Source organism: Ruegeria halocynthiae (genome assembly GCF_000743705.1).
Lineage (GTDB): Bacteria > Pseudomonadota > Alphaproteobacteria > Rhodobacterales > Rhodobacteraceae > Ruegeria > Ruegeria halocynthiae_B.
This window is the reverse complement of sequence record NZ_JQEZ01000004.1, coordinates 159978-173385: the sequence shown is the minus strand read 5'-3', so window position 1 is coordinate 173385 and position 13408 is coordinate 159978. Positions and strand designations below refer to the sequence as shown.

The window sequence follows — 13408 nt, the reverse complement described above, 5'->3', positions numbered from 1 at the left end:
TTTCAAAATCTGTTTTAGTTTCATCTGAGATGACGGGAGGGGTGAAATGAACCGATCCACAGGCGGGTGCAACTGCGGTGAAATACGCTTTGTGGCGTCAAATGAACCACTCAGGGTTGGCATTTGTCATTGCCTCGACTGCCGAAAACACCACGGCGCGCTCTTTTACGCGGCCGCAATCTTTGCAGAAGATGCGGTTGTCGTCACCGGGCAAACCAGAAACTATCAGGGACGGCATTTTTGCCCCCATTGCGGTGCATCGGTATTTGCCCGCAGTGGCAATGAAATTGAGGTTCATCTGGGCGCGCTGGATAATCCGAGCCAGTTCCGACCAGATTACGAAACCTGGTGTGTTCGTCGTGAAGATTGGCTGCCTTCTTTCCCGGGCACAAAACGGTTTGATCGCGACCGCACTGTGCCAGAGGGTTAACACGGGTGCTGATGGCGGCCATGTGGTTTGCCAATTTAACCAGCAGGATTTCCGCGAACTTCACGCGCGGCCTGATCCTAAAGAAGCAGAACATGATTACATTCCCGTGATCCGGATGGGCATTTATCGACGCAAGCCACAGCTTTTCTTGCAGCCTTAGTCGAATTCATGAACAGTGCCCGAAAACCGGGGAAAGGAACCGCGATGGATCTGCGCGCCATGGCCATGGGGCTGACTTTTGCGTTCATCTGGTCATCTGCCTTTACCTCGGCGCGGATTATCGTGGCGGATGCCTCGCCGCTGTTTTCACTGGCACTGCGCTTTCTGATATCCGGGCTGATCGGCGTGGCGATCGCGCGGGCCATGGGCCAAAGCTGGCGTCTGACCCGATCACAATGGTATGCGACCATCCTGTTCGGAATTTGCCAGAATGCCCTTTATTTGGGCCTGAATTTCTACGCCATGCAAACGATCGAGGCTTCGGTGGCAGCCATTATCGCCTCGACCATGCCGCTGTTGGTTGCGCTGGCCGGATGGCTGTTTCTGGGCGAACGGCTGCGCACAATCGGCATCGCCGGATTGCTGGCCGGGTTCGCAGGCGTCGCCCTGATCATGAGCAGCCGCATTGGCGCAGGGGTCGACATGTTCGGCATCATGCTGTGTGGCATCGGGGCCTTGGCGCTGACATTCGCAACGTTGGCCGTGCGCGGCGCCACCTCGGGCGGGAATTTCATGATGGTGGTGGGGTTGCAGATGCTGGTGGGCTCGGGCGTTCTGTTTGCCGCCGCACCGCTGTTTGAAACGATCTTTATCAACCCCACAGTGCCCTTGGCGCTTGCGTTCACCTACACCACGCTGTTTCCCGGCCTGCTGGCGACCTTGATCTGGTTTCTGTTGCTGGATCGGATCGGGGCCACGCGCGCGGCCACGTTCCACTTTCTCAACCCGGTCTTCGGCGTTACCATCGCGGCCATCCTACTGGGTGAGAAACTGGGACCTCTGGATGCGGTGGGCGTCGCCACAACAACGCTGGGCATTCTGGCCGTGCAGCTTGCCCGCCAACCCGCGCCAAAACCGGGTGATCCCCGCACGTCCACGCGAGGCGGTTGAAACACCCCTTTGCTTTCGCCGCATAAACCCCATTTACTAGGCCAAAGCCCCTAAGTCCGGAGGACCCATGACCCGATTCACAAAATCCCCCGAGGCCATCGCCGCCCTGTCAAAAGAAGAGTTCCACGTAACCCAGCGCAGCGGTACCGAACGCCCCGGCACCGGCAAGCACCTGAACAACAAGGAACCCGGCATTTATGTGGACATCGTCTCGGGCGAGCCGTTGTTCGCGTCGACCCACAAATACGAATCCGGATGCGGCTGGCCCAGCTTTACCAAACCGATCATTCATGAGCACGTAGAAGAGTTGCAGGATCAGACACTTGGCATGATCCGCACCGAAGTCCGCTCGAAACACGGAGACAGCCATCTGGGGCATGTGTTTCCCGACGGCCCGCGTGAACATGGCGGGCTACGCTACTGCATCAACTCTGCCGCGCTGCGGTTCATCCATCGCGACGAGATGGAGACCGAAGGCTATGGCGAATATCTGATCCATGTGGAGGACATCCAATGACCGAACAACGCGCCGTTCTTGCCGGGGGCTGTTTCTGGGGTATGCAGGACCTGATCCGCAAACTGCCGGGCGTCACCCATACCCGCGTCGGATATACTGGTGGTGACGTGCCCAACGCGACCTATCGCAACCATGGCACCCACGCCGAAGGGATCGAAATCCGGTTCGATCCCGCGCAGATCACCTTTCGCGATCTGCTGGAGTTTTTCTTTCAGATCCACGACCCCAGCACCATCAACCGCCAAGGCAATGATCGTGGTATGAGCTATCGTTCGGCGATCTATTATATCGACGACGCGCAGAAACAGGCCGCGCTGGACACGATCGCCGATGTGGATGCCAGTGGCATCTGGCCCGGCAAGGTGGTGACCGAGGTCGAACCCGTCGGCGATTTCTGGGAGGCAGAGCCCGAGCATCAGGATTACCTTGAGCGTATCCCGAACGGCTATACCTGCCATTTCCCACGCGCCGATTGGGTTCTGCCCAAGCGCGACGCGGCGGAATAAGGGAACAAGCCCCCTCTGCGGGTCTAACCCGACGCCACCCGGGGCCGGCCACTGGCCTCAACGGTGATCTGGGCCTCAACAAAGACCTCCTGCGCCTCAATGCGGGCGGTTCGGATATCCCGGTCGACCACGACCCGGATATCCTCGGCCCCGGCCTGACGCACAGCGCCCTCAGCCTGATCCCGCAACACCGATTCCAGCAGCTTCAGCGCCTTGTCGGATTCAGTGAAATCCTGCGGCCCGTCTTCCAGATGCACCCTGTAGCGCCCCTCGGACGGGGATGTCACCGTACCTGATCTGCGCAGGGTCAGGCGGCCAACAACCGCGCCAATGGCATTGGCCACACCCGCATGTTCCGGCAGGATCATGCGACAACGCAACCGCGTGCCAACCGCAGGGTAATAGCTGGCGGCCGAGGCCCCAAGACCCACCACATCGACATTCAACTCTGCATCCAAAGCCAGCAGACCGCGATGCCCGGTTAAGCCCTTTTGCGTCAGAACATGGCGCGCCAGATCGGCCGAGGGGACGCCAAATGGCTCTGCCTCTTCAGCAAAAGCAGTCTCTAATAAGGTCAATGCGGTTTGTTCGGTCAACTGGTTCACGATCATCTGCGCCAGCTCTTGTGGCGAGCCTGCCAACATGTCGCCGGTTCCAACACGTTTGCGCGCCATCAGCTCCAGCGCCTTGTGCGCAGCATCGGCATCCCAGGCCTGCAACCGACCCAGAACATGACTGGCATCCGACGGCGTCACGCCTGAGACCTGAACGATCCCGCGATCCACCAATCGCGTCAACGCGCCATTTTCAAGCCGGGTGCGCAGCAGATCGCTTAGCGGAAGAACCCGGTCACCCAGCCGCTGCAACAGATCTTCTTCCCGCACGCCCAGACCTTCGGCGTGAATTCCCGGAACCCGGCGGGCGAAACGCGCGTCATGCTCACCCGCTGTTGTCGCGCGCAGTTGCGCATCCAGAACCGCGTGGACGACATCCGGCGCCTCGGACGCGATCAAAGAGACCGGCAACACCCGTCGCGGACCCAGAAACACGCCGCCGCCCAGCCCTTCGGTCACTACATGTACCTGGCTGTCACCGCCCAAGCCGTGGGTGCGCATCGCCACCGCCTCGACCATGGTGCGGAATCCGCCGACCCGCGCACCGGCGGGATCAATCGCAGGTTTGCCACCCCGGATCAGCGCCACATCGGTTGTGGTTCCGCCAATATCCGAAACCAGGGCGTTCTCGACCCCCGTCAGCCAACTGGCCCCGACAATCGACGCCGCTGGCCCGCTGAGGATCGTTTCAATCGGCCGCGCCCGCGCCTGTTCGGCGCTCATCAGCGCGCCGTCACCACGCACCACCATCATCGGGGCCGAGATACCCAGATCCCGCAACCGATCCTGCGCCCGCCCGATCAGCCGATCAATCATCCCGATCAACCGCGCATTCAACACCGCCGTCACCGCCCGTTTCGGGCCGTTCAGCTTTGCCGACAGGTGATGTGAACAGGTCACCGGCGCGCCGGTCCTGTCTGCGATGATCCGCGCCGCCTGCAACTCATGCGCAGGGTTCCGAGTGGCAAACTGCGCGGCAACGGCAAAGCCAGAAATACCTTGATGGGATTCCAGAAACGCCTCAAGCGCCACTACATCCAGCGGCTCCGCTTCCCCTCCGGAATGGGTGTGACCGCCTCGGATAACCAGTGCCGGATCGCCCTTCAGCGCATCCTTCAACCCGTGCTTGTCCAGATCGCCGTCCTTGAAGCCGATATAGATCAGCGCAACGCGCCCGCCCTGCCCTTCGACCAGCGCATTTGTGGCCAGAGTGGTCGACAGGGACGCCATCGAAATCTGATCCGGCGACACCCCAGCCTGATCCAGAACCGCCTGAATCGCCTTGCCGACCCCAATCGCCAGATCAGCCCGCGTGGTCAGAGACTTGGCCGAGGCGACAACCTCGCTTTCATCCTGGATCAGCACCGCATCCGTATAGGTTCCGCCCGTATCCACCCCCAAAGCCAGCGCCATCGGGATCTCCTTCCTGTTCGCTGCAAAAGGGTGTAGCGGTTTGGACCGACACGTCCAGCCTGTTTGCGTCACTTATGACAATCGCTTGACCGCCCAGCGCGCCGCATCCGCAACCGCCGGATCAGGATCATCCACCAATGTCCGGGCAACGGGCTGCAATGCAGCCACGCCCGAATTGCCAATGGCATACAGCACATTGCGCACAAACCGATCCCGCCCGATCCGCTTGATCGGCGAGCCCGAGAATTTTGCCCGAAAGGCCGCGTCATCCAGACTGGCCAGATCCGCCAAAGCAGGGGCTTTCAGATCATCCCGCGCCGCATAGCGAATATCGCTTGCCGCCACAGCGAACTTGTTCCACGGGCACGCCGCCAGACAATCGTCACACCCGTAGATCCGGTTGCCCAGCTTGCTGCGCAGCTCTTCCGAAACCGGACCTTTATGTTCGATGGTCAAATAGGAAATGCATCGCCGCGCGTCCAACTGGTAAGGGGCCGGAAAGGCATCCGTCGGACAGGCGTCCAGACAGGACCGACACGACCCGCAATGATCCGCATCAGCCATGTCCGCCGGCAGGTCCAGAGTTGTGAAAACAGACCCTATGAAGGCCCAATTCCCCCAATCCCGGCTGACCAGGTTGGTGTGTTTCCCCTGCCACCCAAGACCTGCAGCCTGACCCAGCGCCTTCTCGGGCACCGGTGCCGTATCGACAAAGACCTTCACTTCGCCCCCGGCCTCGGCAATCAGCCACCGCGCCAGTCGCTTCAGCCGTTTCTTGACCAGATCATGATAATCCTTGTTCTGCGCATAAACGGATATCGCCGCCCGGTCCGGGAAACCCAACACCTCAGTCGGATCATGGTCAGGCGCATAGCTCTCGGCCAGCATGATCACCGACTGCGCCTCGGGCCACAAAGCCGCCGGATCGCCGCGCCAATGGGTCCGCTCGGCCATCCACCCCATCTGGCCATGATACCCGGCCTTCAGAAATGCCTCCAACCGCGCCGCAACAGCTGGTACATCCCAAGGCCGACAAATACGGCAGGAAACAAACCCTTCACTCAGGGCCTGCGCCACCAGTTTTTCCTTTAAACCCGATCCGTTCTTCATCTGGCCAAAAATATCCTCGGGGGTGAATTGGCCCAAAGGGCCAAGAGGGGGCAGACAGCCCCCTGCTCCACCTTATCAGAAATCCAGATCAGCGTAATGCGCAGGCGGCCGGAATCCCGGCACCTGATCCGCAAGGATCGACCGGAAGGCTGGTCGCGACTTGATCTTGGCGTACCAATCCTTGACCGCATGGCTTCGGTTCCAATCCACATCCGAGATGTAATCCAGCGCCGACAAATGTGCCGCCGCCGCAAAATCCGCCAGCGTCATCTGGTCGCCGGCCAGCCAACGACGGTGATCCAGCAACCATGCCATATAGTCCAGATGGTATTTGATCGCCCGCGCGCCTTCCTTGACGTTCTTGCTGTCGGGATACCCCTCGCCGGTCACCTTCTTGTTGACCCGCTCATACAACAGCTTCGAGGTGACCTCGTGATGAAACTTGTCGTCGAACCACCCCACCAGACGCCGCACCTCATACCGACCCTCGGGCGTTTTGGGCATCAGCGAAGGCTCGGGGCGGGTTTCCTCGATGTATTCACAGATTGCCGCGCTTTCCGACATCACCTGCCCGTCCAGCCGCAAAACCGGTACCTTTCCGGCCGGGTTGCGGCGCAAGAAGTCCGGGTCCCGTTCCCAGTATCTTTCCTCGACCAGCTCGACCTCGATCTTTTTTTCCGCCAGCGACAGCCGTACTTTGCGGCAATAGGGGGACAGGGGAACGTGAAACAAACGCGCCATGAGCTTCCAATCGAACCAGTGTATACCTAACAAGCTTTAGCCTTGAGAGGGCGTAAGTTTCAATCCTCGAAACAATCCGCGCGACCATCTGCGCGGATGGTGGCCGCCCCATCCAGGATCGCCGCCGCGCGTCTGCGCGTCCGAACCGAGGGATCGGTGACCGATCGGTTGCGCGGCGACGGTAAAATCGCGGCAATCCGGGCCGCCTGCACCGGGCTCAACCTCGCAGCAGGAACGCGGAAATACCCCTGCGCGGCCGCTTCGACGCCAAACACACCCTGCCCCGTCTCGGCCACGTTCAGATAGACTTCAAGAATGCGCTGCTTGCTCCAGAAAACCTCAACCACCGGTGTGATCGAAGTTTCCAGTGCCTTGCGCACCCAACTGCGGCCCTGCCACAGGAATACATTCTTGACCACTTGCTGTGTAAGGGTCGATGCACCGCGCGACCCGCCATCCTCCAGCGCGTCGCGGATGGCCTCGACGTCAAAGCCCCAGTGCTGGCAGAAATTCGCATCCTCGGCGGCCACAACAGCACGGGCCATGATTGGTGAGATTTCTTCGATCGGAACCCAGTCGCGTTCGACCTTGCCCAATCGGCGCCATTCAGACCAGATCGTGTGGGTCACAGGCGGATTCACCACAGAAAAAAGTATCACCAGCCCTACAACAAAAGCAACCAGCCCCAGTGCGACCCGCGTTACCCAACCGCGAATCCCCAGGGATTTTTGCTTTTTAGCCTTCGACGCTTTGCTTTTCTGACTGCTCGATTTGCGCGCTGCTTTTTTTGCCATGCTGTTGCTATACGACGCGGTGCCGGAGTTTGAAAACGTTTATATCGCCAACGCGCGTGCCTCTCGCGGGCGCACAACCGGACGCGCGGTTGTCGGCAGAACCGGATTGCGGGCGCGCAGTTCCGGAAACAGTTGCAACACCTCGGCCAGCGTAGCCCGGTCAGATTGTGTAAGCGCATGACCGGGATAGTAGCTTTCGCTTTTGGCCCCATTGGCGATCACGATCTCATGCCGCGAAAACAGCAGATGGATATACTCCACCTCGCCCCCTTCGACGCGGGTCACTGTGTCGCCATTCACCAGACAATGCGCGGCGATCAGCACTTCGGAATGGCCAAACAGATAGGGGGCCCGCCAATCGGCCACCAGCATCCGGTGCTGGGGTGAGACGGTCAGCGGACGATCAAGCCCCAGCACCCCGGCCTCAAACCGGATCGGCGCCAATTTACCTTGCGCCTGCACTGTGGTGCGCCCCATCCACAGCAGCGGCTGCGCGCCGTGATCGGCGGTGATGATCAAATCGCCGGGTTTCAGATCCTCAACCCGGCGCGCGCCGCCTGGCGTTTCGATCAACGTACCGGGCGTGAAACAGGGCGGACCCAGATCACCATTGGAAATATCGACCGAGCCGAAGGACCCCCCAAAATCACTGAAATCCGTGACGGATGATCCGACAAAGGTCCCGTTTTGCAAAACCTGACCATCAGTGGGGGTAAACACCTCGCGCCCGTCAGCAAGATAGAAGGTCACGCCGGAATAGGTCACCTCGGTCCCGTCGGGCAGTTCGATCGTCACCATATCGTTGAAATACGAGGCGGTGATATCGACGCCATCCACCGTGTCGCCAGCACCACCACCAGGCGGATTCAGCCGGTTGATCAGATCGTCATCGTTGTGATCCACGATGTCGAATTTCTGCACGGTCAGGGACGACCCCACAACTGTACCGTTGGCACCTGGGTTCGCCGGGTCCAGCACAAAGAACTGGTCTGTAAAACTTGTCGGCATGCGTCTGCTCCTGCCTACTCGTCACACTGGGAAGCAGTTTGGCTGCAAATCCCGAAGAAACTAAGACCAAAGCTAGGCGTAGCCTGCGTAAATTCGCAATAAGTGCGGACAAATTGTCGAAAATCAGAAAAAAACCGCGTGTTTCTGGTGACACGCGGTTTTTGGGATCATGGCTGGTCAGGCGACCTATTCTGCCGGAACAGCCGCGGCCTCATGTGTCAGAGGATGGCTGAGCTTGTTCAGCATCTCTTTCGGGCAGACCTGCAGGAAGTTGGTCTTTTCAACGTCCCAATGCTGCAGGATGCTGGCGGCCTTGCGGCTAAAGGTTTCGGCCTGATGGGTTTCGATCAGCGCTTTCAACTGCTGTTCCCAATGGTCGACAGTCACCGGGCAGGTCACCAGTGTTTCCATATTCATCAGCGCCTGGGCCTTGCCGTCGGGGTCATACAGATAGGCCATGCCACCCGTCATCCCCGCGCCAAAGTTGGCACCGATATCACCCAGGATCACCGCGAGGCCACCCGTCATGTATTCACACCCGTTGGATCCGCAGCCCTCAATCACAACCCGGGCGCCCGAGTTTCGCACCGCAAAGCGTTCGCCCGCGCGACCTGCGGCAAACAGGTCCCCATCGGTGGCACCATAGAGGACGGTGTTGCCGATGATGGTGTTCTCATCCGCCTTCAACGGGCTGACCTGCGGCGGGCGCACGACGATCATGCCGCCCGACAGGCCCTTGCCGACATAGTCGTTGGCGTCACCTGACACTTCCAGTTTCAGACCCGGCGCTGCAAAGGCCCCCAGCGACTGGCCAGCCGAGCCCTGAAGCTTTACGTGCAGGTGGTCAGGCTGGAACGTGTTCCGCATCCCGAAGTTCTGCACGATATGGCTGGAAACACGGGTGCCGACCGTGCGGTGCGTGTTCTGCACCGCATAGGACAGCTGCATTTTTTCACCGTCTTTCAGGAACCGTGCCGCATCGCGCACGATTTCGGCGTCCAGCGTATCGGGCACTGCGTTACGTTCCTTGTCGCGGTTGTACACGATGTCATGTGCCCCATCGACGGTGATCAGCAGCGGGTTCAGGTCCAGATCGTCCAGATGCGCGGACCCACGGCTGACCTGCGCCAACAGATCGGCGCGGCCGATGATCTCGTCAATGGACCGCGCGCCAAGGCTGGCCAGCAGCTCGCGCACTTCCTGCGCGTAGAAGGTGATCAGGTTCACCACCTTATCCGCATTGCCGGTGAATTTGGCGCGCAGAGAATCGTCCTGCGTACACACACCAACCGGACAGGTGTTCGACTGGCACTGGCGCACCATGATACAGCCCATCGCGATCAGGGCGGCGGTGCCGATGCCGAATTCCTCGGCCCCCATCATCGCGGCCATGACAATGTCACGCCCCGTGCGCAAACCGCCATCGGTGCGCAGGGTGACGCGATCCCGCAGGTTGTTCATCGCCAGAACCTGATGCGCCTCGGTCAGGCCCATCTCCCACGGCAGACCAGCATACTTGATCGAGGTCGCGGGAGACGCACCCGTACCGCCATTGTGGCCCGAGATCAGGATCACATCCGCCTTGGCCTTGGCCACACCAGCGGCAATCGTGCCCACGCCCGAGGACGCCACCAGCTTGACCGTCACCTTGCAGCGCGGGTTGATCTGTTTCAGGTCATAGATCAGCTGGGCCAAATCCTCGATCGAATAGATGTCGTGGTGCGGCGGTGGTGAAATCAGCGTCACGCCTTTGGTCGAATGCCGCAGACGCGCAATCAGATCGGTGACCTTCATGCCCGGCAGCTGACCGCCCTCACCGGGTTTTGCACCCTGCGCGACCTTGATCTCCAACTCTTCACATTGGTTCAGGTATTCGGCGGTCACACCGAAGCGGCCACTGGCCACCTGTTTGATCTTGGCCGACGGGTTATCGCCGTTGGGTTCCGGCACGAAATGCGCCGGATCTTCGCCACCTTCGCCACTGTCGGATTTCGCGCCGATCCGGTTCATCGCTACGTTCAGCGTTTTATGCGCCTCGGGGCTGAGCGCGCCCAGTGACATGCCCGGCGTCACGAACCGCTTGCGGATCGAGGTGATCGATTCCACCTCTTCAATCGGGATCGGGTTGTTAAGCGCTTTGAAGTCCATCAGATCGCGCAGATGGATCGGCGGGTTCGACTGCATCTTGGCCGAATACTGCTTCCACAACTCGTATGAGGCCCTATTGCAGGCCATTTGCATCATATGCATCGAGGTCGCTTCCCACGCGTGGGTCTCACCCGACTTGCGCGCCTTGTAGAAACCACCGATGGGCAGCACGTCCAGACCGCTGTCCCAGCCCTTGGCGTGGATGTCTTCGGCTTTGGACTGAATGCCCGTGACGCCGATACCGGAAATCCGGCTGGTCATGCCCGGGAAGTATTCCGCCACCATGGCGCGGCTAAGGCCGACAGCCTCAAAATTCAGACCGCCGCGATAGGATGAGATCACCGAGATGCCCATCTTGGCCATGATCTTCAACAGACCCTGATCAATCGCCTCGCGGTATCGCGCCACATTTTCTGTCAGGGTTCCGTCCAGCAGACCGCGATCAATACGATCGGCCAGCGAATCTTCGGCCAGATAGGCGTTCACAACGGTCGCACCACAGCCGATCAACACCGCGAAATAATGCGGATCAACACATTCCGCCGAACGCACATTCAGCGAGCAGAAGGTCCGCAGCCCCTGACGGGTCAGATGCGAATGCACCGCGCTGGTCGCCAGAATCATCGGCATCGCCACACGGCCCTGACCGGAATTCATATCCGACAGCACCAGATGCCCCGCGCCGGAACGCACGGCCTCTTCCGCCTCGGCCCTGACGCGGGTCAGAGCGTCGCTGAGCGCACCTTGCCCGGGCTCAAAGCTACAGTCGATTTTCGCCAGCGGCGCGTGGAAATTCTCGGCCAGCTCCTCCCACTGCGCGTTGCCGACAAACGGGCTTTCCAGCACGATGATCTCGGTCTGGCTGCTGTCCTCATCCAGCACGTTTTTCAGGTTGCCGAACCGGGTTTTCAGCGACATCACGCGGTACTCGCGCAAACTGTCGATCGGCGGGTTGGTCACCTGGCTGAAATTCTGGCGGAAGAAATGGCTGAGCGGGCGGTATTGCTTCGACAACACGGCCGAGGGCGTATCATCACCCATCGAGGCCAGTGCTTCTTTGCCGTCTTCGGCCATGGGGGCCAGAATTTGCTCCAGTTCCTCGACCGAATATCCGGCAGCGATCTGGCGCTTGCGCAGTTCTTCGCCCGAGAACATCGGCTTTTCGGTCACTCTGGCCAGCACGTCATCCAGATCAGCAATCTTGCCAACCCAGTCGCCAAAAGGCAGCGCGGCGGCCAACTTGTCCTTGATCTGCTTGTCGCGGAACAACTTGCCCTTTTTCATGTCCACGGCCAGCATCTGGCCCGGCCCCAGCGCGCCTTTTTCGGTCACGCTGGCCTCATCAATCGGCACCATACCGGCCTCGGACCCGGCGATGACCAGACCATCGCCCGTCACCACGTAACGCATCGGACGCAAGCCGTTGCGGTCAAGCCCGGCGCAGACCCAGCGGCCATCGGTCATGGCCAGCGCGGCGGGGCCGTCCCACGGCTCCATCACCGAGTTGCAATAGGAATACATGTCGCGCCAAGCCTGCGGCAGTTCCACCGCCTGTTTGGACCAGCTTTCCGGCACCAGCATGGTTTTCGCCATCGGGGCCGAACGGCCTGCGCGCACCAGAACCTCAAAAACCGAGTCTAATGCGGCGGAATCCGACGATCCGCCCGCGATGATCGGTTTGATATCCTCGGCATAGTCACCAAAGGTCGACGAGGCCATGCGGATCTCATGGCTTTTCACCCAGTTGACGTTGCCTTTCAGCGTGTTGATCTCGCCATTATGGGCCAACATGCGGAACGGTTGGGCCAGCCACCATTGCGGGAAAGTGTTGGTGGAATAACGCTGGTGATAGATGGCAAAGGCGCTCTCGAACCTTTCATCCATCAGATCGGGGTAGAACACCGCGACCTGCTCGGCCAGCATCATGCCCTTGTAGATGATCGAACGGCAGGACAGCGAGGCCAGATACAGATCCGAGATTCCGGCGGCCACCGCTGCCTTTTCGATGCGGCGGCGGATGACATAAAGCTCGCGCTCGAACGTATCTTCGTCCACGCCTTTGGAATTCGAAATCAGAATCTGTTCAATCTCGGGCCGGGTCGCATTGGCCTTTTCACCCAGACAGGTCACATCGACCGGCACATGACGCCAGCCATAGATGTAATAGCCCATGCGCAGAACTTCGGTCTCAACGATGGTCCGGCATTGCTCCTGTGCGCCAAAATCGGTGCGCGGCAGGAAGACCTGTCCGACCGCAACCAGCTGATCCAGCCGGGGCTCATGACCGGTGCGGCGGATCTGGTCATAAAAGAAGGGCACCGGAATCTGCACGTGAATACCCGCGCCGTCGCCGGTTTTGCCATCGGCATCCACCGCCCCGCGGTGCCAGATCGCCTTCAGCGCGTCGATCCCGGCATCCACCACCTTGCGGCTTTTCTTACCGTCGATCGAAACCACCAGACCCACGCCACAGGACGAATGCTCCTCATCCTCGGAATAGAGACCGTTTTCCGCCATCCACCGGCGTTTGGCTTCTTCGGCCCGTACCCACTCGGCATCATATTTGGTCATTGGCTGTCTCCTTCTTCCGGCGGGGCATACATGGCTTGGACCTCGGCTGTGGTCATCTGCCGGCGTTCGCCTTCGAACGCGTACCCTTCGGGTTTTTTGTCGATATAGAGTTCCAGTTGCAGCGGGTGGCCTGCGCCGTTGTCAAACAGGCCCGCTGCCATTTGTGTGTGTCCGTGCATCTCACCGGGCAGGGTGATCCGATACCACAGCGCCGATCCGCAATCCGCGCAAAAGGCGCGTTCGGCCCATTCGGACGAGGTATAGACCTTGACCGGGCCAAGCGCCGCATATCCATGTTCGGCCTGAAAGGTCACCAGCATCGAACTGGTCCAGCGGCGGCACTGGTCGCAATGGCACGCGCCCAGCGCATCCCGCGCCGGAGTGGCGGTCACCGTGACCGCGCCGCACATGCATTGGCCTTGCAATTCGGGCATTCCTGACCCTCC

The 13408-nt window shown here is 60.2% G+C and carries 11 protein-coding genes; 4 read left to right on the top strand and 7 right to left on the bottom strand.

Annotated features, from left to right (window positions below; translation table 11 throughout):
• The first annotated feature begins 46 nt into the window (after positions 1-46).
• The 4 genes from JT51_RS21565 to msrA all read left to right on the top strand — a co-directional run bounded on the left by JT51_RS21565 (position 47) and on the right by msrA (position 2563).
• Positions 47-430 carry a GFA family protein gene (locus JT51_RS21565; protein ID WP_081894716.1) on the top strand — a complete coding sequence of 128 codons (384 nt, stop codon included), beginning with the start codon at positions 47-49 and terminating at the stop codon, positions 428-430.
• Between the two features lie 204 nt (positions 431-634).
• Positions 635-1540, top strand: a complete 906-nt coding sequence (locus JT51_RS15795) for a DMT family transporter (protein WP_037315421.1) — start codon at positions 635-637, stop codon at positions 1538-1540.
• A gap of 67 nt (positions 1541-1607) precedes the next feature.
• A complete protein-coding gene (gene msrB / locus JT51_RS15790) occupies positions 1608-2057 on the top strand; it encodes a peptide-methionine (R)-S-oxide reductase MsrB (protein WP_037314853.1) in 450 nt (149 codons plus the stop codon).
• Positions 2054-2563 (top strand): peptide-methionine (S)-S-oxide reductase MsrA, encoded by a 510-nt coding sequence (msrA, locus tag JT51_RS15785; RefSeq protein ID WP_037314850.1) that lies wholly within the window; start codon positions 2054-2056, stop codon positions 2561-2563. Before msrB ends, msrA begins: the two co-directional genes overlap by 4 nt.
• A 23-nt stretch (positions 2564-2586) precedes the next feature.
• Here the strand turns inward: msrA and JT51_RS15780 are convergent, their stop codons facing one another.
• The 7 genes from JT51_RS15780 to JT51_RS15750 form a co-directional block, all read right to left on the bottom strand.
• Positions 2587-4590 carry a hydantoinase/oxoprolinase N-terminal domain-containing protein gene (locus tag JT51_RS15780; protein WP_037314847.1) on the bottom strand — a complete coding sequence of 668 codons (2004 nt, stop codon included), beginning with the start codon at positions 4588-4590 and terminating at the stop codon, positions 2587-2589.
• Between the two features lie 72 nt (positions 4591-4662).
• Positions 4663-5700, bottom strand: a complete 1038-nt coding sequence (gene queG / locus JT51_RS15775) for a tRNA epoxyqueuosine(34) reductase QueG (RefSeq protein ID WP_037314844.1) — start codon at positions 5698-5700, stop codon at positions 4663-4665.
• A 75-nt stretch (positions 5701-5775) separates the two neighbouring features.
• A complete protein-coding gene (locus JT51_RS15770) occupies positions 5776-6441 on the bottom strand; it encodes a glutathione S-transferase family protein (RefSeq protein ID WP_037314841.1) in 666 nt (221 codons plus the stop codon).
• Positions 6442-6500: 59 nt separating this feature from the next.
• Positions 6501-7235 carry a monofunctional biosynthetic peptidoglycan transglycosylase gene (gene mtgA, locus JT51_RS15765; protein WP_037314838.1) on the bottom strand — a complete coding sequence of 245 codons (735 nt, stop codon included), beginning with the start codon at positions 7233-7235 and terminating at the stop codon, positions 6501-6503.
• A gap of 39 nt (positions 7236-7274) precedes the next feature.
• Positions 7275-8243 (bottom strand): Hint domain-containing protein, encoded by a 969-nt coding sequence (locus JT51_RS15760; RefSeq protein WP_037314835.1) that lies wholly within the window; start codon positions 8241-8243, stop codon positions 7275-7277.
• A 186-nt stretch (positions 8244-8429) separates the two neighbouring features.
• Positions 8430-12962 carry a glutamate synthase large subunit gene (gene gltB, locus JT51_RS15755; RefSeq protein WP_037314833.1) on the bottom strand — a complete coding sequence of 1511 codons (4533 nt, stop codon included), beginning with the start codon at positions 12960-12962 and terminating at the stop codon, positions 8430-8432.
• Positions 12959-13396, bottom strand: coding sequence for a GFA family protein (locus JT51_RS15750; RefSeq protein WP_037314830.1), 438 nt, complete (start codon positions 13394-13396; stop codon positions 12959-12961). Before JT51_RS15750 ends, gltB begins: the two co-directional genes overlap by 4 nt.
• Between the last annotated feature and the right edge of the window lie 12 nt (positions 13397-13408).